General features: G+C 71.0%; 12 protein-coding genes and 1 other RNA gene. 5 read left to right on the top strand and 8 right to left on the bottom strand.

Annotated features, from left to right (window positions below; genetic code table 11):
- Positions 1–44: 44 nt before the first annotated feature.
- The 3 genes from CIK81_RS18230 to CIK81_RS18365 form a co-directional block, all read right to left on the bottom strand.
- Positions 45–1,766, bottom strand: a complete 1,722-nt coding sequence (locus CIK81_RS18230) for a hypothetical protein (RefSeq protein WP_158542057.1) — start codon at positions 1,764–1,766, stop codon at positions 45–47.
- On the bottom strand, positions 1,763–3,550 hold the full coding sequence (locus CIK81_RS14745) for a DNA polymerase III subunit gamma and tau (protein WP_114355849.1): 1,788 nt from the start codon (positions 3,548–3,550) through the stop codon (positions 1,763–1,765). The genes CIK81_RS18230 and CIK81_RS14745 overlap by 4 nt, the downstream gene beginning before the upstream one ends.
- A gap of 86 nt (positions 3,551–3,636) precedes the next feature.
- Complete coding sequence (locus tag CIK81_RS18365) at positions 3,637–4,977, bottom strand: hypothetical protein (RefSeq protein ID WP_096166436.1); 1,341 nt, start codon at positions 4,975–4,977, stop codon at positions 3,637–3,639.
- Positions 4,978–5,226: 249 nt separating this feature from the next.
- Between CIK81_RS18365 and CIK81_RS14735 the strand changes: the two genes are divergently transcribed.
- From CIK81_RS14735 to CIK81_RS14725, 3 genes are all read left to right on the top strand, one after another.
- Positions 5,227–5,643, top strand: coding sequence for a VOC family protein (locus tag CIK81_RS14735; RefSeq protein ID WP_096166437.1), 417 nt, complete (start codon positions 5,227–5,229; stop codon positions 5,641–5,643).
- A gap of 180 nt (positions 5,644–5,823) precedes the next feature.
- Positions 5,824–7,299: a dicarboxylate/amino acid:cation symporter gene (locus CIK81_RS14730; RefSeq protein WP_096166438.1), complete on the top strand. Its 1,476-nt coding sequence runs from the start codon at positions 5,824–5,826 to the stop codon at positions 7,297–7,299.
- Positions 7,300–7,943: 644 nt separating this feature from the next.
- Positions 7,944–9,356, top strand: a complete 1,413-nt coding sequence (locus tag CIK81_RS14725) for an MFS transporter (protein WP_096166439.1) — start codon at positions 7,944–7,946, stop codon at positions 9,354–9,356.
- 156 nt (positions 9,357–9,512) lie between these two features.
- On the opposite strand, the gene CIK81_RS14720 is transcribed toward CIK81_RS14725, so the two are convergent.
- From CIK81_RS14720 to ffs, 4 genes are all read right to left on the bottom strand, one after another.
- Entirely contained in the window at positions 9,513–11,963 is a 2,451-nt protein-coding gene (locus CIK81_RS14720; RefSeq protein ID WP_199586383.1) for a glycoside hydrolase N-terminal domain-containing protein, read from the bottom strand.
- 283 nt (positions 11,964–12,246) lie between these two features.
- Positions 12,247–13,617, bottom strand: coding sequence for a TIGR01777 family oxidoreductase (locus tag CIK81_RS14715; protein WP_096166440.1), 1,371 nt, complete (start codon positions 13,615–13,617; stop codon positions 12,247–12,249).
- Positions 13,618–13,756: 139 nt separating this feature from the next.
- A complete protein-coding gene (locus CIK81_RS14710; protein WP_096166441.1) occupies positions 13,757–14,683 on the bottom strand; it encodes a CPBP family intramembrane glutamic endopeptidase in 927 nt (308 codons plus the stop codon).
- Between the two features lie 158 nt (positions 14,684–14,841).
- Positions 14,842–14,938: signal recognition particle sRNA small type (gene ffs, locus CIK81_RS14705), an RNA gene on the bottom strand.
- A gap of 373 nt (positions 14,939–15,311) precedes the next feature.
- On the opposite strand from ffs, the gene CIK81_RS14700 reads away from it, so the two are divergent.
- Entirely contained in the window at positions 15,312–16,889 is a 1,578-nt protein-coding gene (locus CIK81_RS14700; RefSeq protein WP_096166442.1) for a sodium:alanine symporter family protein, read from the top strand.
- Between the two features lie 326 nt (positions 16,890–17,215).
- Here the strand turns inward: CIK81_RS14700 and CIK81_RS14695 are convergent, their stop codons facing one another.
- The gene (locus CIK81_RS14695; protein WP_096166443.1) at positions 17,216–18,220 is read right to left on the bottom strand and encodes an aldo/keto reductase family protein; all 1,005 of its coding nucleotides are present in this window, start codon (positions 18,218–18,220) and stop codon (positions 17,216–17,218) included.
- Positions 18,221–18,418: 198 nt separating this feature from the next.
- Here CIK81_RS14695 and adh point away from each other — a divergent pair, with 198 nt between their 5' ends.
- Entirely contained in the window at positions 18,419–19,942 is a 1,524-nt protein-coding gene (adh, locus tag CIK81_RS14685; protein ID WP_096166444.1) for an aldehyde dehydrogenase, read from the top strand.
- The last annotated feature ends 246 nt before the right edge of the window (positions 19,943–20,188 follow it).

Here is a 20,188-nt window from a genome sequence, read left to right as displayed (position 1 = left end):
ACCGCGGGTCAGTACCGCACCGCAGGTCCGTATCGCACCGCGCGTCAGTACCGCTCGGTCTCGTCGATGACCTCGAGGACCTTGCCGCCGAGCACGGACTCGATCACTTCGCGGCCGTTGCGGGTCGCGACGACGGCGTCGTCGTCATCCCGGGTGGCGCCGCCCGTCGGATCCGACTCCACCGGCTCCGGCTCCGTGCCGCGTCCCGTGCGCAGACCGGCGCTGCGGGAGGCGTGCGCTGCTTCGCGCACGAGCGCTGCGCCGCTGCGTGCGGGCTCCGGGGCGGACGGGGACCCCGCGGGGGGCGAGGAGCTGCCTGCGGGCGTCGGTGCGGCGGATGCGGCCGACGGAGCACCCCAGGATGCCGCCGCCCGCGCAGACGCCGACCCCTGCGGAGCAGCTGAGTTCTGCGCGGGCTCCTGCGGCGGTGCGGCGGTCGCCGACGGGGCAGACGGGGACGACTCCTCAGTGTGGTCCGATGGCTCATCGTGGCCCGACGGCAGGGCCTGCGCCGGGGCCGGATCCTGCGTCGTCGTGATGCCGCGCGCGGGGATCGAACGGACCACGCGACCTTCGGCGATCGCGCGCCGCAGAGCGTTCTGCCCGTAGGTGCGCGGCTCCTCCGGCGGCAGGGAATCCCGCCCGGCGTCCTCGACCTCCGGGATCTCGCCCGAGGTCTGCAACGCACCGGCGTTCCCATCCGACGTCTGCGACGCTCCGGCGTTCCCATCCGGCCCAGCAGAGGGAGCCTGACCTTGTCGCCCGGGTGCTGCCGGCGCGGCCCCCGTCTGGGGAGCCAGTGCGTCGGACCACCGATCGAGGTGTCCGGACGGCGGCGTGCTGTCCGCGACCTGCGGGACGGGCTGCGTCTGGCCGTAGCCGTCCTCGGGATCCGGCGGGTACGGGTCGTCGGGCTCCGGGGCAAAATCCTCCACGCGGTCGGGCACACCGGGCTGCGACGCGCGATTCTGGGAGGCCCGCGCAGCGGCCTGCATCGCGCGGTCCGCCGCACGCTGGCCGACGGAGGCCTGCGGAGCCTCCTGCCCGGAGGGGGATGCCGAGGAAGCGGACGCCGGCGCTGCGCTCGCGGAGGCGCCACCGCTGGCAGACCCCGGCCCGTTGACGGAGGCCGCTTCAGGCCATGCCGGAGTGGAGGCTGAGGGCGCCGAGGCCGGTGCGGACGGCGCGGACGCCGTGGCAGGAGTGGCAGGCATCGCTGACGGCACTGCCGCAGACGGAGCCGACGCAGGAGGCGCTGAGCCCGTCGGCGTCACCGCATCTCCCCACCGAGGAGCACCCCCGGGACCTCCACCGGGACCTGCGCCCTGGCGCGGCCCGCCCTGCGGAGCCTGCTGAACGGGCGGCCCGGACTGGCCCTGCGCCGTCCCCGGGGCCTGCCCGCCCTGGTTCCCGGAACCGGCCTGTGACGCTCCGGGACCGGGGCGCGATCCGCCGCTGGGGCCGGGCGCACCCGATCCGCCGCCGCCACCGGATCCACCGCCGGGGCCGGGGTCCTCGCCCACGACCGCGTCGACGGTGATCTCGGTGTGCAGGATGCGGCGCACGGCGTCGGCCAGGTTCTCCGCAGCGGTGCCGCGATGGAAGGCCGAGACCAGGCCTTCGGTGCGGAACCCGAGCACGAGTGTGGTGCCCTGCGCGCCGTGGACGTGAGCATTCTGGGAGACCAGGGCCCAGCTCGGCCGACGGATCTGGGAGAGCTCGTCCAGGATCGCTGACCAATGCTCGCGCACGTCGTCCGGGTTCACGCCGCCAGCGGCCGGAACCTGAGTCTGACTCGGAGCCGGAACCTGACCCGAGTCCTGATACTGGGGCTGGCCGTGATCCTCGGACGCCGACGGGACGTCCTGCTGCGGCTGCGGTGCGGAGGCCGCGCTGCGCACCTCCGGTGCCGGCTGCTGCGGCGCAGACGCTGCACCGCGCGCATCCGGCCCAGCCTGCTGATCCTCGGTGGCGGTCCCCCACGAAGCCTGGGACGACTGACCCTGCGCGGGCGCTCGGTCAGCCTGCGCGGACGCACTGTCTGCGCGGTCGTACTGTCGGGCGGGCTCGGACGCCTGTGCCGGCGCAGCATTCGGGTCCTGCGAGGACGCTGGTTCCTGCGGTGCCTGCGGTGCCTGCGGTGCCTGCGGTGCCTGCGGTGCCTGGGCAGTCTGCGCCGCCTGGGACACCTGGGCAGCGTTCCAGGCGGGCTGACCGCCGGGCTGCTGGCCCACTTGCTCCGGGCGTGCACCCTGCGGTCGGCCACCGCGAGCCTGGCGTGCGGCCTCCGCCTCTCCTGGCGATCCGGCGGGCTTCCTCGCGACCACCGGCGCCGCGCCGGTGCCGGGGCGCTCGCCGGGCTGGGCGGTCGCGCCGCGGGTGTTCTGCGCCGGAGCGGGACGACCTCCCGCGCGCGGGCACCTCGCGGGGACGGCGAGCGCTGCCCGCTCGTCGCGCGCAGCACGAGGCGCGCCGCGAGCAGCTCGAGGTGCAGCCGCGGAGAGGTCGCGCCGCTCATCGTGGACAAGGTCTCGTGGACCAGATCACCGCACTGCGAGAGATCTGCCGGGGCGAACAGCGTGGCCTGGGTGCGCATGCGCTCGAGATCGTCGGCCGGAACCTGCGGCAGCAGGTCGGCCCCGCGGTCCGGGACCGCTGCCAGCACGATGAGGTCACGCATCCGCTCGAGCAGGTCCTCGACGAAGCGACGCGGTTCATGCCCGGTGGCCAGGACATGCTCGACCGCGCCGTAGAGAGCAGCGGCGTCCCGCTCGGCGACGGCGGTGATCGCCGTATCCAGCAACGCGGTGTCGGTGAACCCGAGGAGCGCGATCGCGGTGGCCATGTCCAGCCCGCCCTCCGCGGCGCCGGCCATGAGCTGGTCCAGCACCGACATGGAGTCACGGGCAGACCCGCCGCCGGCGCGCACCACCAGCGGCATGACTCCCTCGCCCACGTTCACGCCCTCGGCCGCGCAGACCTCCTCGAGGTAGGGGGCGAGCACCTGCGGCGGGATCAGACGGAAGGGGTAATGGTGGGTGCGTGAGCGGATGGTGCCGATCACCTTGTCCGGCTCGGTCGTCGCGAAGACGAACTTCACGTGGTCCGGCGGCTCCTCGACGAGCTTCAGCAGGGCGTTGAAGCCTGCCGAGGTCACCATGTGGGCCTCGTCGATGATGAACACCTTGTAGCGGTCGCGCACGGGCGCGAACGAGGCCCGCTCACGCAGCTCACGGGCGTCGTCCACACCGCCGTGGCTGGCGGCGTCGATCTCGACCACGTCGAGGCTGCCGGAGCCGCCGGTGGCGAGGTCGCGGCAGGAGTCGCACTGACCGCAGGGGGTGTCCGTCGGCCCCTCAGCGCAGTTCAGACAGCGCGCGAGAATGCGCGCCGAGGTGGTCTTGCCACATCCCCGCGGCCCCGAGAAGAGGTATGCGTGACCGATCCGGCCCGCGCGCAGAGCACGCCGCAGAGGCGTGGTGACATGGTCCTGCCCGATCACCTCGGCGAAGGACTCCGGGCGGTAACGACGGTACAGAGCAGTGGCCACCCACACAGGCTAATGGAGGGCACCGACGTCTGCCGCCGCTGGGGATGAAGAGGTCCTGTGGAGGAGAGGTTCCACCGTGCTGGTGATCACCTCTCGGAGGCGTCGTCGACCGGTTCTCGCGTCTCCCCGACTGCATCCGCGCGCACGATGCCCGCGGAGTTGGGGACCCCGGGGGCAGTCGCGTCGTCCGATGTGCTCGCGACGGGCGACGTGCGCGACACCCGATCAGTCCCGTCAGCCTGATCAGCGCCATCAGCGCCGGCGGCCCGATCAGTCCCGTCAGGCCCACCAGCGCCGTCAGGCTCCTCAGGGGTTCCCGCCCCGCCCCGCATTCCAGCCGACGCGGCCCGCGTCGCCGCCAGCTTCTCCCGGCGACGGCGCAGCCTGCCGAAGGTCACGGCGAACACCACGAGGACGACGATCACCGGCACGGCCAGATCCACGACCCAGCCGGGCACGGAGAACGGCAGGGAGAGATCGGGGATCCATCCGAACAGCAGCTCCCTCAACCAGGCCGCGGCCCTCTGGAGGGGTCGCAGCATGGCAGCGATGGCTTCTCCGATCGGCGCGAACAGGGCCGCGAGGAACTCCCGCACCGGTCGCAGCAGCTCGTCGAACCAGTCCTTGATCGGCTGCACGAACGCATCGATCGCCGCGATCACTGGGCGGACCCGCTCCCCCACCCATGCCTTGACGGGGTCCAGGAGACCGCTGAACAGCGCGCCGATGCCGAGCAGCGGGATGAGGTAGCCGGCAGCCTTCGGGAGGGCCGCGAGCAGTGCGTACCGGGTCGGCTTCGCGGTCCGCTTCTCATCACGCAGGGCCGACGGGCTGCCCGGCGTCGGCACCAGCAGGGTGCGTTCGAGCCCGTGGCGCACGTCGACCTCGCCGGCACCCCCGAAACCGGCAGTGCTCACCACGATCGTCTCGGCATCCGTGAAACCGCCCTTCTCGCCGCGGCGGCGCACCGTGCACCTGACATAGGTGAACGAGTCGCCGATCGTGAACCTCAGGTCGTCAGCATCGGCATCGGCATCGGCACGGTCGTCCTCGTCCGCGCCGTCGGCCCGGTCGACCTTCTCGGCGTCCCCTGACTTTCCTGCCTTCTTCCGGGCCTTCTCCTCGGCCACGGGGTCGTGCTCGACGCCGTCGATGTCCACGGTGAAGCGGGAATCGAGGAAACGGTGCTGCACGCGCACCACATAGTCGTGGCCGTCGGCGCGTCCGCTGTACTCGACGTCCGCAGCGAACCGCGTGGGCTCCTGAGCACCGAAGGGCCCCTCCTCCGCCGGCTCATCGTCAGCAACGGTCTCGGCGTCGGCGTCGGCGTCGGCGTCGGCGTCGGCGTCGGCAGAGGGTCCTTCGGCCTCGGCGTCGGCGGGATCGACGTCGTCAGCGCGGTCATGCTCGGCAGAACTTTTCGGCATGCTGCCAGCGTGCCATCCGAGGTCAGCCGACACATCCGCCGCACGGAGACGCCTCATGGGGCGGCATCAGCCGAACGGACGAGGCGGCGAGCGATGCCAGCCGTTCGGCGTCGGCCTCGCCTCAGACCCTCAGACCCTCAGACCCTCAGACCCTCAGACCCTCAGACCCTCAGACCCTCAGACCCTCAGACCCTCAGACCCTCAGAGAAAGAGCTTGACCGAGACGTCGGCAGCACGAACCCTCTGGAGATGGCCTCCTTCATCTCCCATACGAGCATCGACTGCCATGACGCCTTCGCACTCAGCGAATGGTGGCGGATGACGCTCGGCTACGAGACGGATCCCGCGGACCCGAACCGGCCCGGGGACGACGAATGCCCGATCAGCGATCCCGATACCGGTCACACACTGCTGTTCCTGCAGGTCGGTGACCACGTGCTGCCGGACAAACGCATCCACTTCGACCTCAGGCCTCGCGAACGGACCCAGGACGCGGAGACCACCTGGCTGCTCGAGCACGGCGCGACCGTCGTGGCGGACCGCCGGGGGATCTACGGCCCCGGCTCCGGCTGGACGGTGATGGCCGACCCCGAGGGGAACCAGTTCTGCGTAGTCCGCTCCCCGGACGAGCTCGCGTCCCTCCGCGCCGGGTCCGGCACCGCCTGACACCGCCAGCCTCCCGAGCCTCCGGCGTCGGGGCACGTCACCGCGGGCACGATCGGCAGCAGCCCGCGCCGCCTACCGGAGGCCCTGCCAGGGAGCGCCGCCAAACCCATAAGCTCCCCTACTGTGACCCCCTAACCAATGCATTGATGTCGCCCTCGCAACGGCGTAGCGTCGCTCGACGTGAGCACATCCACCGCCCCCGCCCTCGCGACCTCGCGGCGCACGCGCAACCCGTTGCGCGCGATCGTTCGCATCCCCTTCGGCTGGCAGGTCCTCATCGGGCTCGTCCTCGGCGTGGTCCTCGGACTCGTCGCCGCCCAGATGGGCCCCGGCACGGGCGAGGACGGCGCCAACTGGCTGACCACCGCGCTGAACACCATCGGCACGATCTTCGTGACGCTGCTGAAGGCGCTCGTGCCGCCGCTGATCTTCCTCGCGATCATCACCTCGATCGCCAACCTGCGCGGCGTCACCAACGCCGCCCGCCTGGCCGGGAAGACCCTGCTGTGGTTCGCGATCACCTCGCTCATCGCGGTGTCGATCGGCATCGCGCTCGGCGCCGTGACCTCCCCCGGCAAGAACTCGAGCGTCTCGGCGGACGCCGCCCAGGCCTCCGACACCCAGGGCGGGTGGATGGACTTCCTCACCGGGCTCGTCCCCACGAACTTCCTGGGCATCGAGGGCAGCGCGGGGGATGACGGCACCGTCTCGCTGAGCTTCAACGCCCTGCAGATCCTGGTCATCTCCATCGCCGTGGGCATCGCGGTGCTCTCCGTCGGCGATAAGGCCGAGCCCTTCCTCAAGGTCACCGGCTCCGCGCTGGAGATCGTGCAGAAGCTGCTGTGGTGGGTCATCCGCCTCGCCCCCATCGGCACCGTGGGCCTGCTCGGCAATGCCGTGGCCAGCTACGGCTGGGACGCGATCGGGCAGCTCGGCGTGTTCGTCGCCGATGTCTACATCGGTCTGTTCATCGTGCTGCTGGTCGTCTACCCGGTGCTGCTGAAGCTCAACGGGCTGTCCATCGGATCGTTCTTCCGCGGCGTGTGGCCCGCGACCTCGCTCGGCTTCGTCTCCCGCTCCTCGCTGGGCACCATGCCGATGACGCAGTCCGTCACCGAGCGCATGGGCGTGCCGCGCCACTACGCCTCCTTCGCGATCCCGCTGGGCGCGACCACCAAGATGGACGGCTGCGCCGCGATCTACCCGGCGCTGGCCGCGATCTTCGTCGCGAACTTCTACGGGGTGCCGCTCGGCGTCACCGACTACCTGCTGATCGTGCTGGTCTCGGTGCTGGGCTCCGCCGCGACCGCCGGCATGACCGGCGCGACCGTGATGCTCACGCTGACGCTCTCCACCCTGGGCCTCCCGCTCGAGGGCGTGGGCCTGCTGCTCGCCATCGACCCGATCCTCGACATGGGCCGTACCGCCCTGAATGTCACCGGCCAGTCGCTGGTGGGTGTGATCGTCGCCAAGCGCGAGAAGATCCTGGACAAGTCCGCCTATGACGCGGCTCGTCGCACGTCCTTCCAGGCCATTCAGGCCGAGGAGGCGCAGGAGACCGCCGATGCGGAAGCCCCCGCGAAGACCGCCCCGGGATCGGCCGACGACGAGCTGGCGGCGGACGGCGCGACGGAGAAGCAGCCCGCCTCCGTCTGACGCCTCCCCGTCGCTCCCGGCCCGCTCCGAGCCCGCTCCGCCATTCCGGCGGGGCGGGCTCTGTGGTGCGTCGACCCGCTCCAGCTCGGCCCGCGCGTCGGCCCAATCCGGCCCGGCCCGCGCGGCGCTCGCTCCGGCCCGGGTGAACGGGCGAGGCCGGGCCGCATCTGCGCCGTCATCGGGGCCAGCAGGGACCCGTGTCTTCGGTGGGCAGGTGCCCGTGGCTTCCGTGAACCGGTAGGTGCCCGCGCCATCGGGGCCGGTCGGGCCCGTGTCTTCGGTGGGCCGTGGGTGAGGAGCACTGGCTATATCGCCAGTGCTCCTCACCCACGGCCCGGCGGCGACAGGTCGCCCCGAAGACGACAGACCCCGCGGGGCCGCAGCAGCGAGTGCGGTGGACAGGCGCGGTGACCGGAGGCGGAAACAGGCGCGGTCAACGGATGCGGTGAACGAGCGTGGTGAGCAGGTGCAGTGGCCGCCGTGGTGACACCGCGCACCGCCGCGCCGTGAACCCTCGCCGATCCCCCGGGCCGTCCTTAGGATGGGGCCGTCAGATCGGCCCGGCTCCACGGGCCCCCGCAGTGCATCTACCTCGGGTCCCTCGTCGGACCGTCCAAGGCGGCACCTCACCGTCCGGAGCAGCGATGTCCACGCCTCACCTCCCCGCCACCGATGCGCAGCAGGCACCCGCCACCCTGCGCGGGGTCGCCGGCGCCGCCTATTTCCCGATCGCGTTCATCGCTCGCTTCCCCTTCGCGATGATGGTCGTCGGCACGCTCACCCTCGTCGTCTCCGCTCGTGAGTCGATCGCGCTGGGCGGAGTGAACTCGGCGGTCGTCGGCCTCGGCTCGGCGCTGATCGGCCCGTTGCTCGGCGCCGCGGCCGACAGGATCGGCCAGCGCCGCGTCATCCTCGCCGCGGGGATCGTGAACTCCCTGGCGCTGCTCGCGATGGCCGCGGTGGCGTTCAGCCCGCTGCCGGATGCTGCGGTGCTCGCCGTCGGCTTCGTCATCGGCGCGACCTCACCGCAGATCGGACCGTTCTCGCGCAGTCGGCTGGTGCAGCTGATCCTCACCCGTCTGCCCTCGGCGCGCCGTGCGAAGAGCCTGAACGGCACGATGGGCTACGAGTCCGCGGCCGACGAGACCGCCTTCGTGTTCGGCCCCGTCGTGGTCGGGCTGCTCGCGACCACGCTCAGCCCGGCCGCGCCGATGATCGGCGCCGCCGTGCTCACGCTGGTGTTCGTCACGGCCTTCGCCCTGCATCCGACGGCGAAGGTGGCCGCTCCCACCACCGAGGAGCCGGTGACCCAGGCGCCCGCGCGTGAGCTGCGTGCCCTCGGTGTGCTCGTCGTGGTCGCCGGCGCGCTGGGCGTCGGGCTCTTCTTCGGCACCGTCCTCACCTCGCTCACGGCCTTCCTGGCCGAGACGGGTCATGGCGACTCCGCCGGCCTCGTCTACGGCGTGATGGGCATCGGCTCCACGATCCTCGCCCTGAGCATCACCCTGTTCCCCGAGCGGTTCCGGTTGCGCGCCCGCTGGCTCGTGTTCTCCTCGCTGATGCTCGCCGCGATGATCGCCTTCGGGCTCTCCGGTGGGCTGGCCGGGATCATCGGGGCGATGGCGGTCGCCGGCATCGGCATCGGGCCGACGGTCGTGACGCTGTTCAGCCTGGCCGCCGCGCGCAGCCCTCAGGGACGCTCCGCGACCGTGATGACGATGGTGGGATCGGCGACGATCGTCGGCCAGTCCGGCGCCTCGGCCCTGACCGGCGCGGTCGCCGAGAGCGCGGGCGTCCAGGCGTCGATGTGGCTGCCCATGGGCGCCGCCGGCCTCGTGGTCATCGCGGCCCTGCTCAACGCCCTGGCCTGCCAGGAGCCTGTCCAGGACTTCACGGAGGACGGCGCGACCCTGGCGAGCTCCACCACGGGAAGCGGCCCGTCCGAGGACACCCCGTCCGAGAGCACTGCGTCGCAGGGCAGCGAGCTCTCCGTGGCCGACGAGGAGCTCCTCGAGGAGGCCCGGCTGCTCGCCGAGCGCCCCTCCGAGCACCTCTGAGCGGCCCGCTCCCCTCCGAGCCTCTCTGAGCGGACCGCGCCCTTTGAGCGCTTCTGAGCGGACCGCGCCCGTAAGCGGCCTGCACCCCGTTGAACACCGCTGCGCTGCCCGCGCCCACCCGGCGGCATGCCAGCAGGGTGGAGCACGGCAGCCGGCTCAGCTCGCCGGCGCGACCTCGATCGGGGTCTCCTGCCCGTCGACGACGACCACCGCGCTGCCCACGGCCCCCGGCGTCGCCGCCTCCACGGACCAGTCCGTGACCGCGCCGTCCTGCCAGCTCACGCTCACCTCGAGCCCGCCGCGGGCGCGCAGCCCGCTCACCGAGCCGGCAGGCGCCCAGGCGCTGGGCAGCGCCGGCAGCAGGCGCACCAGCACCTGCCCGTCGGCCGTGCGCTCATGGCTGTGCACGAGCATCTCGCCGATCGCTGCGGTGATCCCGAAGTTCCCGTCCATCTGGAACGGCGGATGGGTGGCCCACAGGTTCGGCAGCGTCGAGTAGCGCAGCAGGCCGCGCACCATCGCATGAGCGGCATCGCCGTCCCCGAGGCGTGCGAACAGCGCCGCCCTCCAGGGCCAGGTCCACGACCGTCGCGAGTCGCCGCTGACGTGCGACTCGAAGTCCTCGGGGACCGGGGAATCGGCCGGCTGGTCCGTGCCGTCGTCGGTGGGAGGCAACCCGCAGCGGGCGAGCAGCGAGACCTTCGCGGCGCGCTGCAGCTCGGGGGTGGCGGGGGTGATGTGGCTGCCGGGGAACAGGGAGAACAGGTGCGAGGTGTGGCGATGGAGGTCCGCTGGATCATCGCGGTCCTCCTGCCATTCCTGCAGCTGACCCCAGGATCCGATCTTCTCCCCGGCGATGTTCTCGGCGACCGCTCGGAGCTCGTCGCGGCGGATCTCGTCGGCCCCGACCGCCTCGGCCAGGGTGGCGGCGCCCTCGAACAGCTCGCGCACGATCTGCTGGTCGTGCATGACACCGTCCTCGCGGGGGCCGTGCTCGGGTGACCAGCCATCGGGCGCGAGGAGCGTCCCCTCCTCCCCCTCGATCAGGCGGTCCTCCCAGAACTGGCACACCTCGTCCACGAAGGGCCAGGCGATCTCGCGGGCGAAGTCCTCATCGCGTCCGTGATCCCAGTGCTCGATCACATGCGTGGCATACCAGGCGCTGGCCACGGTGTTCCACTCCCAGGCGTTGCCGCCCCAGGGCGACTGGGAGGTGCGGGCTGTCCAGCCGCGCACCGGGCCGAAGGCGTTCCGGGTCGCCCGACGAAGCGACTCCCTGCTGGCGATCAACCATCCGATCAGCGCCTCATGGGTCTCGGGGATCGCACTGATCTCGGCAGGCCAGTACGCCATCTGGAGGTTGATGTTCGAGTGGTAGTCCGAGGACCATGCCGGAGAGTTGGAGTCGTTCCACAGCCCCTGCAGGTTCGCGGGCAGCCCTCCCTCCCGCGAGGAGGACAGCAGCAGGTAGCGCCCGTAGGAGAACAGCAGCCTCTCCAGCGAGGGGTCCTCCTCCCCCTCCGCAACGCGCTCGAGCCGCTGATCCAGGGGCAGCGCCAGCACCTCGGCCGACGAGTCGATCCCCTGCAGGTCCACCCGCGACGTGCGTTCGGTGAGATGGGTGAGGTGCTGGCTGCGCAGGTCGGCGTGCCCGGTGCGGGCGGCGCCGGCGAGGTGGCGACGGGCGGTGTGCGCGGGGTCGGCGCCGCGCCAGCCCTTCTGCGGGTCACGCACGTAGTCCGTGGCCTGGTCCACCAGCAGCACGAGCCGGGTCACCTCGTGGATCTGCGCGGACACTCCGTCTGCAGCGAACTCCACCGTCCCATCGCTCTCCAGGATCCGCACGGCCGTCGCATGCTGCAGAGCGTTGCCGAGCGTGCCGGTCGCCCAGAGCGTCCGCTCGTCCACATCGGCCGACAGCTCCGTGCCCTCCTGGTCGCTCTCCAGCGCCAGCTCCACACGGAGCGGCTGCTCGGCGTCCAGAGCGAGCACGAGAAGATCCGCCGGGGTGGAGGCGAAGGCCTCCTGGCGCACGACGACTCCTCCGGGAGCCTGGGAGGTCATGGTGTGCAGCCCGGTGGCGACGTCGAGCTCGCGGCGCAGCTCCGCACCCTCGACGGGTTCGTCGGAGCCGTCGGCCCCGAGCACATCGATCAGCAGACGGCCGCCGGAGAGGTAGGTGCCGAAGCCGGTCATGGACGTGTCCATGTCACCGTCGTCGTCGCCGTTCAGCGCGTTGTCGTAGTCGATCGCACCGGCCCAGAGGCTGATCTCGTTGAGCTGGACCACGCCGCGCACGGGATCGCCGAAGAAGGTCGCGCCCACGCGGCCGTTGCCGATCGGCAGCGTGCCGTCGGCCCACTCGGTCGCCGGGGCGTCGAGGAACAGCACCGAGGCGGGGTCCGGGGCATCGGCCCAGCCGTTCCCCTCGCCGGAGCCGTCGCCGGCAGTCGCGGTGACGGTCCCCGCTTTCGTCGCGCCGGGACCGACAGGATCAGGAGCGGGAGGATCGGCAGCCGCCGGAACGGTGGCGCTCGCGGCACCGAGCGCTGCGGCGACGCCGAGCATGCGCCGGCGCGTCGGAGCGGGATCGTGTGAGGGATGCATCTGGTCAATCCTTCCTCGGACCTCCCAGGGCGCCAGGCCACCGGTGATGGTCGGTTCTCGACGATCACCCGCAGACATCGGGTCACTGAGGACGCTCCGCAGGCACCATCGCGTCGGACTCTCCGCGAGGAACACTATCCGAAACCCCATTCGCGGGCACGGAAAATGCAGCATTCGCGAATCCTGTCCGGCGTCGGCCGTGGCGAGGTCGTAGCGAGGTCGTGGCGCGGACTCACCCAGACCTCCGACCCCTCGGCTCGAGCGAGACGGGTCTCGTCGGGCCTCAGCGCCGCAGCACGTGCCGCAGCGCGTCCTCGAGCGTGGCGTGGGCCGGAACGAATCCGCTGGCCTCGAGACGGGCCGAGGAGACGTTCTGGTCGACGCTGATCAGCTCGTCGGCGGCAGCGCTGCCGAGCACGAGCCGCGGGCCGGCCGGCGGTACCGGCACCACCGCGGGACGACGGAGCACCTTCCCCAGGGTACGGGCGAACTCTCGCGCGGTGACGGGCTGCGGGCCGACGCCGTTCAGCGGGCCCTCGACGTCGGCCGAGAGCGCCGCATGGCCGAACGCGCGCACGATGTCGTCGAGCGAGATCCACGAGGTCATGGCCTCACCATCGGTGAGCCGGCCGCCCACGCCGGCAAGGAACAACGGCAGCTGCGGCAGCAAGGAGCCGCCGGCGTCGCTGAGGGCCATCCCGGTGCGCACGTGCGCGACCCGCACACCCGCCTCGGCGGCGGCATGGCTGGAGCCCTCCCAGTCGCGGACCAGGTCAGCGAGGAACCCCTCGCCTCCGGGGTCGGCCTCGGTGAGCAGCTCCCCGGGTCGCCGAGGCCCGTACAGGCCGATCGCGGAGGCCTGCACCAGCGCCGCGGGGCCCTCCCGCATCCCGGCCACTGTGCGGGAGATCAGCATGGTGCCGTTGATCCGGGAGTCGCGGATCTCGCGCCGGGACGCAGCGGACCACCGGGTCGCGATCGAGCGGCCGGCGAGGTTCACGACTACGTCGACACCCTCCAGGTCCGACGGGTCCAGTTCTCCGGCCCGCGGATCCCAGGAGATCTCCCCCGGTGCGACGTCGTGCTCGCGGACCATCCGATGCACGGTGTGCCCTCCGGTCTCGAGCAGGGCCGCGAGCTGGGTGCCGATCAGGCCCGAGGAGCCCGTGATCGCGATGGTGCGGCGAGGCACGTGGGCGTAGCGGGCATGGAAGGCGAGATCGTCGTGCAGCTGGCGGGCGCGGAACGCGAACAGGCGTCGCAGCTGGGACTCGACCACCGGGGCCAGCCGCTCCAGCCGGCGCGGCAGCTCGACCTCGACGCTGTCGCGGATCGCGGTGCCGCTCCCCTCCGCCTCGAGACGGTGCTCGTGTCGCCAGGTGCGCCAGGGGCCGTGGACCTGCTGGTCCACGAACCGTCCCTCCGGCTCGTGCTCGACCTGGCGCAGGATCCAGTGGGGTCGCAGCAGGTCAGGGAGGATCGGCGGGCCCAAGCGGGTCCCGACCAGTCGACCGCCGCGCATGCCGCCGACGGTGGGATCATCCGCCGACGCGAGCCCGGGCGGGGTCAGCCTCACGAGCGCTCCAGGATTGTCGTACCAGGCCAGGACGTCGGGCTGCGGACGTGCGACCCGATGGACGGTCTCGATCCTCACGGCGGCTCCCTGCCTCGCAGAAGTGGTCCCGTCACGCTACGGCTCGTGCGGCCGCGGGGGAAGGGCGTGAGGCACGGGGCGCGGGAGGCGCGGGGCGCGGGATGCCGGCGGCATGGGAGGCGCGGCGCCCCGCCCCGGCTCAGGCACCGGGGACGGTACCCGCAGGACCGTGCTCGGTCACGCTCTGCGGCGGGAGGTTCTCGATCCGCCCTGCGCGCCCGGCCGACGTGAGCGCTCCGCCGACGCGCAGCACCATCCAGGCCGCCACGATCCACAGCAACCAGGAGCAGAGATCCAGCAGCCAGGCGGTGCTCGGGCCGACGGGCCCCAGCACATTCTGCTCGAGGGCGACGCGGACGCTGGTGAACAGGGCGTGCCCGAGCACGGCCGCCCAGGCGGTGCCCGAGATATCGCGCAGCGCGGACAGCAGCGGCGCGACGGCGACGATGGTGCCGAGATAGGTCACGGCCTCGCGCGGGCCGAGGCCGAGGGCGAGCACGATCGGGGCGTGCCAGAGCGCCCAGGCCACCCCGATGAGCAGCGACATCGGCCAGAACCCGAGCGGTGCGAGCTCGCGGTGCAGCCAGCCGCGCCAGCCCGCTTCCTCACCGATCGCGAACAGAGCCTGCATGATCAGCACCGGCGGCACGGCGAGCAGCAGTGCCTGTACAGAGACCGTGTCGGCAAGCAGTGGGGCACCGGCACCGATGCCCACCAGCGCCCGCGCCAGCGGCACCATCACGAAGGCGACGATCGCGGCGAGGGACGCGATGGCCAGGGCCGACCACGAGGGGACGGTCAGACCCAGGGAGCGGCCGACGGTCTCGTCGCGCCGTCGCACGATCAATCCCGCCAGCAACGGGGACAGCTGGGCGAGTGGCACCACGAGGCCGACGGCGGACCCCGGCAGCAGGCCGGTCGCGAAGGGGACGGATGCGGCGGTGCTGACGACGAGCGCGATGCCGAGGAAGGTGAGCACGCGGCGCAGGTCGGGGGCGGAGATAGTGGTGGCGGAGGAGGGCGCCGGGGAGTCGGCGGCAGTCGGCGAGGCGGCGATCGGGGACATCGTGCGCTCCTGGTGAGGATCCGCGGGCACCAGGGCGGGCTCCGCGTGGTCTCCCACGCTAGGAAGCGGGCACGCGTGCCCGGAACCAGGAGATCCACCCGGCTCGGGTGGGGGCAACCCCCGGTCGGCGCAGGCGGGGCACGAGGTGCATCCGGGCATGAGGCGACCCCTCGTGCACCTGCCAGAGCTCACCTGCCCTTGCTGCCGTCAGGCCCTGGGGGAGTTCAGCAAGATGACACCGCACGAGGGGTCGTGACCAGTGTAGGGGGCGCTCACGCTGGTTCCAAACGGGAGGGCGCACATCACGTCGGCCCCTCCGCGAGCCCCGTTCCGCGCCCCGCCGCCCCGTGTCCGCACCCATGCCCGCACCCATGCCCGCACCGACCGCGCCCGCTTCATCCGTCGCCCCGCACCCGGCACGAACGTGGTCACGAGAACGTCACGAGACCCCCGGTTCGCCCCCGGATCGCGCGATCCGGCGCCCCGAGCGGTTAGTGTGCCTTCAGCGCCGATCCGTGACCGCCTTCACATCCCAGCTCGCCGAAGACGTCAGCTGGCCGGTCCGCGGTCCGGTTCTTCCGGTCCCCACCCCCTGCGCACATCCTTATCCTCTACCCAGGAGCAGCTCATGAGCATCGACTTCCTGATCGAAGGTGCGAACAACCTGATCTGGTCGGTCCCCCTGATCGGCCTGTGCCTGATCGTCGGGCTCTTCTTCACGATCCGCACCGGACTTCTCCAGATCCGCAATCTCCCTGACATGCTGAACCAGCTCAAGAAGGGCAACGTCTCCCCGGACGGCACCTCCTCCTTCCAGTCGCTGATGATGTCCCTGGCTGGCCGCGTCGGCATGGGCAACATCGGCGGCGTCGCCACCGCGATCGCCTTCGGCGGACCCGGTGCCGTGTTCTGGATGTGGGCCTCCGCCTTCCTCGGCGCCTCCACCTCGTTCATCGAGTGCACCCTCGGGCAGATCTACAAGGAGAAGGACCGCGACACGGGCGAGTACCGCGGCGGCCCGGCGTACTACTTCGAGAAGGCCTACAAGCACAAGGCTCCCGGCCTGTCGCTGTTCTACGGGATCCTGTTCGCGATCGTCACGATCATCGCGATGAGCTTCTTCCTGCCGGGCGTGCAGGCCAACGGCATGGCCTCCGCGATCGACAACGCCTGGGGCATTCCGACCTGGGTCACCGCCATCGGCCTCGTGATCCTGCTCGGCTTCATCGTGATCGGCGGCGTCAAGCGCATCGCGCACTTCGCCGTGGTCGTGGTGCCCGTGATGGCGATCTTCTACATCATCGTCGCGGTCGTCGTGTTCCTCATGAACTTCGAGGACATCCCGCGGGTGTTCGGCCTGATCTTCGGCAGCGCCTTCGGCGTCCAGCCGATCTTCGGCGCGATCGTCGGCCTCGCGATCAAGTGGGGCGTGCAGCGCGGCATCTACTCCAACGAGGCCGGGCAGGGCACCGGCCCGCACGCCGCAGCCGCCGCCGAGGTCTCGCACCCGGCCAAGCAGGGCTTCGCCCAGTCGTTCTCGGTGTACATCGACACCCTGTTCGTCTGCTCCGCGACCGCCTTCATCATCATCTCCACAGGCATGTTCAACACCTTCCAGAACGAGGATTGGGCCGACGGGGAGTCCCCGGTGATCGGCTCCGGCGTCGGCGACCTGTCGACCGATGTCGAACCCGGCCCGGGCTACGTGCAGCAGGGCCTGGACTCGGTGTTCCCGGGCTTCGGGCCGACGTTCATCGCGATCGCCCTCGGGTTCTTCGTGTTCACCACGATCGTGGCCTACTACTACATGGCCGAGGTGAACCTGAACTACCTCACCCGCAAGCTCAAGAACCGCACGCTCGCCCGGGCGCTGCTGCGCATCCTGCAGGCCCTCGTGCTGATCTCCGTCGCCTACGGCGCGGTGAACACAGCCGGTGCTGCGTGGGGCCTCGGCGACATCGGCGTGGGGTCGATGGCCTGGCTCAACATCGTCGGCATCCTGTTCTTGCAGGTCCCGGCCCTCAAGGCGCTCAAGGACTATCGCGCACAGAAGAAGCAGGGCCTGGATCCGCAGTTCGATCCGCGCAAGCTCGGCATCGAGGGTGCGACGTTCTGGGAGCTGCGGGCCGACGGCCTCGAGCTCCAGGGCAAGACCGGCGACGACCTTCCGCCCGAGAAGCTCGGGATCCATTCCGGAAAGGACTGACCCCGGAGCACGCCGCAGGACACCACGAGGGGCCGATCCGTCATCGCGACGGGTCGGCCCCTCGACCTGTCCCGGCCGGGTTGGGCTGGGCTGGGCCGGGCTATCTTGTCGAGCCCTGTCCTGCGCGGGCCGCTGGTGAGGTGCACTGGCAATATCGCCAGATGACCGCACCTACGGCCCGTCCGCGACAGCGAGCCAGCTCCTGCAGCTGGTGCGGGCCGAAACGGGGCGGCCCCATTCGCGCAGGGCGGGCACGCAAGCTGCAACGACAGCGCACCCAGCCGGCCGGCCCCGGCCCGGCCCGGCCCGACCCGACCCTGCCCTGCTCAGGCCAGGCGCTGCGCCGGGGAGACGGTCTTGGCGGCGTCGGTCTCGGGGATGTCGCCGAGGACCTCGTCGATGCGGGCCTTCACGTCGGCATCGAGCGTGATGCCCGCTGCCTTGACGTTCTCGGTGACCTGCTCGGGGCGGGAGGCGCCGATGATCGCTCCGGCCACGTTGTCGTTGCTGAGCACCCAGGCCACGGCGAGCTGCGCCATGGAGAGTCCGAGGTCCTCGGCGATCGGCTCGAGGCCCTGGACCGCTTCGAGCACCGGGTCGTCCAGGAAGCGCTTGATCATGTCGGCGCCACCCTTCTCGTCGCGGGCGCGCGATCCCTCGGGCGCCTCGGCGCCGGGCTTGTACTTGCCGGTGAGGATGCCCTGAGCGATCGGCGACCACACGATCTGGGAAATCCCCAGCTCACGGGAGGTGGGCACCACGCGCTCCTCGATGACGCGCCACAGCATCGAGTACTGCGGCTGGTTCGAGATCAGCTGGATGCCGAGCTCGCGGGCCAGCTGGTGGCCGGCGCGGAGCTGGTCGGCGTTCCACTCGGAGACCCCGATGTAGAGGGCCTTGCCGGAGTGGACGACGTCGGCGAAGGCCTGCATCGTCTCCTCGAGCGGGGTCGCGTAGTCGTACCGGTGCGCCTGGTAGAGGTCGACGTAGTCGGTCTGCAGGCGCTGCAGCGAGGCGTCGATCGACTCGCGGATGTGCTTGCGGGACAGCCCGGTGTCGTTGTGGCCCTTGGGCCCGGTCGGGAAGTAGACCTTGGTGAAGATCTCGAGCGATTCGCGCCGCTCGCCCTTCAGCGCCTCGCCGAGCACGACCTCCGCGGCGGTGTTGGCGTAGGTGTCCGCGGTGTCGAAGGTGCTGATGCCCGAGTCGAGCGCGGCGCGCACGCAGGCGCGGGCGCGTTCGTCCTCGACCTGGGAGGCGTGGGTGAGCCAGTTTCCGTAGATGATCTCGCTGATCTTGAGGCCGCTGCGGCCGAGGTGACGATGTTCCATGCGCCCACACTACGGCCGCTCGACAGGGCTTATCCTGGTGACCCACGCCACAATGCGTCCGTCGGCCGCAGAACCAGAATCCGAGCCCGAACCGGAGCCCGAATCGGAATCCGAACCGGAATCCGAACCGGATCCCGAACTGGAGTCCGAGGCCGAGGGCCGCATTCCCGACTCGACGACGAGAACCGAGGAGAGCACATGACTGCCTACACACACCCAGGGTCCGAGGGCGCGAAGGTCACCTTCAAGCCGCGCTACGAGAACTACATCGGGGGCCAGTGGGTCCCACCCGTGAAGGGCGAGTACTTCGAGAACCCCACGCCGGTGACGGGCGAGGTGTTCACCGAGGTGGCTCGCTCCACTGCAGAGGACATCGAGGTCGCGCTCGACGCCGCGCACGCCGCGGCACCGGCCTGGGGGAAGACGTCGGTCGCCGAGCGCGCGATCATCCTCAACAAGATCGCTGACCGCATCGAGGAGAACCTCGAGCTGCTCGCCGTCGCCGAGACCTGGGACAACGGCAAGCCGATCCGTGAGTGCCTGAACGCGGACCTCCCCCTCGCCGCGGATCACTTCCGCTACTTCGCCGGTGCGATCCGCGCGCAGGAGGGCTCCCTCTCCCAGATCGACGACGACACCGTCGCGTACCACTTCCATGAGCCGCTCGGCGTGGTCGGCCAGATCATCCCGTGGAACTTCCCGATCCTCATGGCCGTCTGGAAGCTCGCTCCCGCGCTCGCAGCCGGCAACGCCATCGTGCTCAAGCCCGCCGAGCAGACCCCGGCCTCGATCCTGGTGCTCGCCGAGCTGATCGATGACCTGCTGCCCGACGGGGTGCTGAACATCGTCAACGGCTTCGGTGCCGAGGCCGGCAAGCCGCTGGCGTCGAACAAGCGCATCGCGAAGATCGCCTTCACCGGCGAGACCACCACCGGGCGTCTGATCATGCAGTACGCCTCGCAGAACCTGATCCCGGTGACCCTCGAACTGGGAGGGAAGAGCCCTAACCTGTTCTTCGAGGACGTCGCCTGGGCGAAGGACGACTACTACGACAAGGCGCTCGAGGGCTTCGCGATGTTCGCCCTGAACCAGGGCGAGGTGTGCACGTGCCCCTCGCGCGCCCTGGTGCAGGAGTCGATCTACGACAGCTTCGTGGCCGACGGTCTGCAGCGCGTCGAGGCCACCACGCAGGGCGACCCGCTGGACACCGACACCATGATCGGCGCCCAGGCCAGCAACGACCAGCTCGAGAAGATCCTCTCCTACCTCGACATCGGCAAGCAGGAGGGCGCCAAGCTGCTCACCGGCGGCGAGCGCGCGGATCTCGGCGGGAACCTCTCCGGCGGCTACTACGTGACGCCGACGGTCTTCGAGGGGAACAACTCGATGCGGATCTTCCAGGAGGAGATCTTCGGCCCGGTGCTCGCGCTGACCCGCTTCAGCGACTACGACGACGCCATCTCCATCGCCAACGACACCCTGTACGGGCTCGGCTCCGGCGTGTGGAGCAGGCAGCAGAACACCATCTACCGGGCGGGTCGCGCCATCCAGGCCGGCCGGGTGTGGGTGAACAACTACCACTCCTACCCCGCGCACGCCGCGTTCGGCGGCTACAAGTCCTCGGGCATCGGCCGGGAGAACCACCTGATGATGCTCGACCATTACCAGCAGACCAAGAACCTGCTGGTCAGCTACTCCGAGCAGAAGCTCGGATTCTTCTGATCGATGCGGCCGACGGTGCGGTGCGGGCACTCCGCGACCGCACCGCCGGCCCTTCTCCTGGAGGAGAGATCATGAATGAGCCCGCAGTCCCCCAGAGCAGCAGCATCCCGCCTCCGAGCGAACCGCCGATGACGCCGCCCGGTCAGCCGCCGGGGCCGCCGCCCACCGAGCCTCCACCCGACCCGACCGCGCCGCCGCCGGGCCCTTCGCCCTTGCCGATGTCGAGGTAGGAGAGGATCTTCTCGA

The organism is Brachybacterium sp. JB7, from assembly GCF_003335205.1.
Classification (GTDB): domain Bacteria; phylum Actinomycetota; class Actinomycetes; order Actinomycetales; family Dermabacteraceae; genus Brachybacterium; species Brachybacterium alimentarium.
Note: the sequence above shows the minus strand (reverse complement) of the source record. Positions and strands in the feature narration are given on the sequence as shown.

Coding starts and splice junctions, on each gene's coding strand:
- CIK81_RS18365 (WP_096166436.1), bottom strand. CDS start 4,977: ATGCCGAAAAGTTCTGCCGAGCATGACCGCGCTGACGACGTCGATCCC.
- CIK81_RS14735 (WP_096166437.1), top strand. CDS start 5,227: ATGGCCTCCTTCATCTCCCATACGAGCATCGACTGCCATGACGCCTTC.
- CIK81_RS14725 (WP_096166439.1), top strand. CDS start 7,944: ATGTCCACGCCTCACCTCCCCGCCACCGATGCGCAGCAGGCACCCGCC.
- CIK81_RS14720 (WP_199586383.1), bottom strand. CDS start 11,963: ATGCATCCCTCACACGATCCCGCTCCGACGCGCCGGCGCATGCTCGGC.
- CIK81_RS14710 (WP_096166441.1), bottom strand. CDS start 14,683: ATGTCCCCGATCGCCGCCTCGCCGACTGCCGCCGACTCCCCGGCGCCC.
- CIK81_RS14700 (WP_096166442.1), top strand. CDS start 15,312: ATGAGCATCGACTTCCTGATCGAAGGTGCGAACAACCTGATCTGGTCG.
- CIK81_RS14695 (WP_096166443.1), bottom strand. CDS start 18,220: ATGGAACATCGTCACCTCGGCCGCAGCGGCCTCAAGATCAGCGAGATC.
- adh (WP_096166444.1), top strand. CDS start 18,419: ATGACTGCCTACACACACCCAGGGTCCGAGGGCGCGAAGGTCACCTTC.